Source organism: Candidatus Streptomyces philanthi (assembly GCF_059553635.1).
The window spans coordinates 1-3,659 of record NZ_JCANQV010000434.1 but is presented as its reverse complement, the minus strand read 5'-3'; the positions used below and the strand labels follow the sequence as shown (position 1 = coordinate 3,659).

At 75.0% G+C, this 3,659-nt stretch carries 3 protein-coding genes; all 3 read left to right on the top strand.

Features of this window, described 5'->3' with window-relative positions:
* A partial coding sequence (locus AC51EU_RS28505) for a glutamate ABC transporter substrate-binding protein (protein ID WP_496269969.1) occupies positions 1-755 on the top strand: 755 nt, incomplete at its 5' end.
* 139 nt (positions 756-894) lie between these two features.
* Entirely contained in the window at positions 895-2,214 is a 1,320-nt protein-coding gene (locus AC51EU_RS28500) for a hypothetical protein (protein ID WP_496269970.1), read from the top strand.
* The coding region (locus tag AC51EU_RS28495; protein WP_496269968.1) for a serine/threonine protein kinase at positions 2,211-3,659 on the top strand (1,449 nt) is incomplete at its 3' end. The genes AC51EU_RS28500 and AC51EU_RS28495, both read left to right, overlap by 4 nt.

Genomic DNA, 3,659 nt, shown 5'->3' with positions numbered 1-3,659 from the left:
CCGTCGAACGGATCAGGCGCAAGGGCCAACTGGTCGTCGGCGTCGACCAGAACACCTACCGGTGGGGCTACCGCGACGCCGGCAGCCATGAGCTGGAGGGCTTCGACATCGATCTGGCGCGGGCCATCGCCCGCGACATCCTGGGCCCGCACCCGAAGGTGGTCTTCCTCGCGGTGACGACCAGCCGGCGCATCCCGGCCCTCCAGCAGCGCCGGGTGGACCTGGTGGTGCGGACGATGACGATCAACTGCGCGCGCAAGCGGCAGGTCGCGTTCTCCACGGCGTACTTCCAGGCCGGTCAGCAGGTACTGGCGCCCGCCGCGTCCCCGATCACCGCGTTCGACGGGTCGCTGCGCGGCAGGCGGGTGTGCACGGCCGCCGGGTCGACCGGTGAGGCCGCGCTGCGCGCCGGGGCGCACGGCGCGCGGGTGCAGGTCGTGCCCAACCAGCTCGACTGCCTGGTGCGGTTGCAGCTCGGCGAGACCGACGCGGTGGTCACCGACACCTCCCTCGCGGCGGCGCAGGCGGCCCAGGACCCGACGGTCGAGCTGAAGGGCCCGCCCTTCACCGACGAGCGCTACGGCGTGGCCGTGAACCGCGCCGACACCGACCTGGTGCGCCGGGTGAACAAGGTGCTGGAGGACTACCGGGGCGACGGCGGCCCCGGCAGCCCCTGGATGCGCGCCTACCGCACCTGGCTGAAGGGTGACATGCCCGGCATAAAAGGCCCCCCGCGGCCGGAATACAGCGACTGATCACCCCACGGAGCGGCCGGATGGCGGCACTATGAGGAGGAACCCGCCACCAAGGACCGAGGGAGCGGACGAGGGCACACCCGTGAGGCGACCGGGCGCACCGAACGCCGCGCACCGTACGCAGTTTGGAGAGGTGATGATGGGGTCTCCTGGAGCCCTTCCCGCGGACGCGGGGAGTCCGGACGGCCGGGTGATGGACCTGGAGGAGGCCGACCGCGCCCTGGCGCGGCTCGGCGCCGAGTACGAGGCGGTCGAGTCGTCGCTGCTCGCGTTGCAGGACCACGCGGGCCGGCGGCTGCTGGAGGGTGCGGAGCTGACCGGCGTCACCCGGGAGCGGTGGGCGTCCGCGGAGCGCTCCATCACGGTGCTCTGGTCGTACTTCGACGCGTACACGGCCGCGTTGGCGGCGGCGCGCGAGGTGCGGGCGCGGCGCCGCTGGCCGTCCACCGCCGACCTCGCGGAGCTGACGGAGCTGCTGCGCGGGCGCGGGGTGACGGTGACGGGCGCGGCGGCCGGGGAGAGCGGCGGCGCGTCCGGGACGCGTGTGCTGCCCCTCACCCTTCCCGAGCTGGTCACCCGCATCACCGAGCGCTATGCGCGGGCGCTGGACGTCATCGTCGCCGCCGACGCCGTGTGGACGGCGCTGCCCGCCCGTATCGACCTGCTCTCCGCCGAACTGCGGCGCGTCCGTTCGCTGGCCCGCTCCGTCGGGGTGCGGCCCGGGGAGCATCCCGCGGGCGACGACCTGGAGGAGATCACCGGTGAACTGGCGCGGCTGCGCGCCGAGGTGATCGCCGATCCCCTGGCGTTCTGGGTGCCGTCCGGCGGCGGCAGCGCGGCGCCCGGCGGCGGCCGCCCCGACACCGCGCGCTACGACCGGGCGGCCCGCGCCCTGGAGGACGTACGGCGGGAGATCGAGGCGGTGCTGGACGTGCGGCAGGACGCGGAGCTGCGGCTGATGCGGCTGCGGGACGTGCTGTCGCGGGCGGACCGCACGCTGACCGAGGCGCGGCAGGCGCGCGGCGAGGTGCTGGCGAAGATCGCCGCGTCGGAGGTGCCCGCGGTCAGCGGCCCGTCGACGGCGCTGCACGAGCAGCTGGCCGCGGCCGTCGACTATCGCAGGCGCTCCCAGTGGCACCGGCTCTCCCCGCTGCTGGAGCGCCTGGAGGTGAGCGCGGAGGACGAACTCCAGCGGGCCCGCGCGTCGTTGACGGCGGTGACCGCCCCGCTGGCGGTGCGCGCCGAGCTGCGCGGGCGGCTGGACGCCTACCGCGCCGAGACGGCCCGCCGCGGCGTCGCGGAGGACCCGCTGCTGGTGGAGCGGTACGACGCGGCCCGGCGGATGCTGTGGAGCGCGCCGTGCGACCTGCGGGCCGCCGAGCACGCGGTGCTCTGCTACCGGCGCGCCGCCGCGGAGGCACTGGTACCGGAGCAGCGGGACGGCGGGGGTGCGGGGTGACGGCACCACCGGACGACAGGTGCGCCCGCCCGGGGTGCACGGGCCGCCGTACGGACAGCGGGGGCGGTGAACCGTCCTGCGACGTGTGCGGTCTGACGCCCGCGCCGGCCCCGGGCGGGCTGCTGGCGGCGCAGCCGACGTCGGTGACGGAGCGGATGCCGGGCGGCGGGGTGGGACGGCAGCGGTCGCCCGGGGCCACCGTGCCCGCCCCGCGCCGGGGCGGTGGCCGGCCCGGGATCACGGCCGTGTCCGTCCCGGCGCGGGAGACGCCCGGCAGCGGCGGGGTGGTCTCCGGCCCGTCCCACGGGCGGTTGGGCGCCGGTCTGGTGACGATGCCGCAGGTACCGCGCCCCGACCCGTACACGGTGGTGCTGGAGAACCCGGAGGTGCCGGAGCGCAAGCGGTTCTGCGGGCGCAACGACTGCGGCGCCCCGGTGGGCCGTACCCGCGGTGAGGTGCCGGGGGCGCCGGAGGGGGTGTGCGTCTCCTGCGGCCATCCGTACAGTTTCGTGCCCAAGCTGCGGGCCGGTGACCTGGTGCACGGCCAGTACGAGGTGGTGGGCTGTCTGGCGCACGGCGGCCTCGGCTGGATCTATCTGGCGCTGGACCGGGCGGTCGCCGACCGCTGGGTGGTCCTCAAGGGCCTGCTGGACACCGGTGACGAGGAGGCGCTGGCGGTGGCGGTGTCCGAGCGCCGCTTCCTCGCCGAGATCGAGCACGCCAACATCGTGCGGATCTACAACTTCGTCGAGCACCCGGACCGGGCGACGGGCCGCCGCGACGGCTACATCGTCATGGAGTACGTCGGCGGCCGCTCCCTCAAGGACCTCGCCAACGACCGGCGCGCGGCGAACGGGCGGCGCGATCCGCTGCCGGTGGAGCAGGCGTGCGCGTACGGCATCGAGGCGCTGGAGGCGCTGGGGCACCTGCACAGCCGGCGGTTGCTCTACTGCGACTTCAAGGTCGACAACGCCATCCAGCAGGACGACCGGCTCAAGCTGATCGACATGGGCGCGGTGCGGCGCATGGACGACACCGAGAGCCCCGTCTACGGGACGATCGGCTACCAGGCGCCCGAGGTCGCCGCCGTCGGCCCGTCCGTCGCCTCCGACCTCTACACCGTCGCCCGCACCCTCGCCGTCCTCACCTTCGACTTCCAGGGCTTCACCAATGTCTTCGCGGACTCGCTGCCCGACCCGGAGCACATCGAGGTCTTCCGCACGTACGAGTCCTTCCACCGGCTGCTGGTCCGGGCCACCGACCCGGACCCGGCCCGCCGCTTCGGGTCGGCGCGGGAGATGGCCGAGCAGCTGACCGGGGTGCTGCGGGAGGTGGTGGCGCTGCGGACGGGCGAGCAGCGGCCCGCGGTGTCCACACTGTTCGGCCCCGAACTGCGGGTGGCGGACAGCGAGGTGGTGGCACCCGCCGAGGGCGACAGCTCGCTG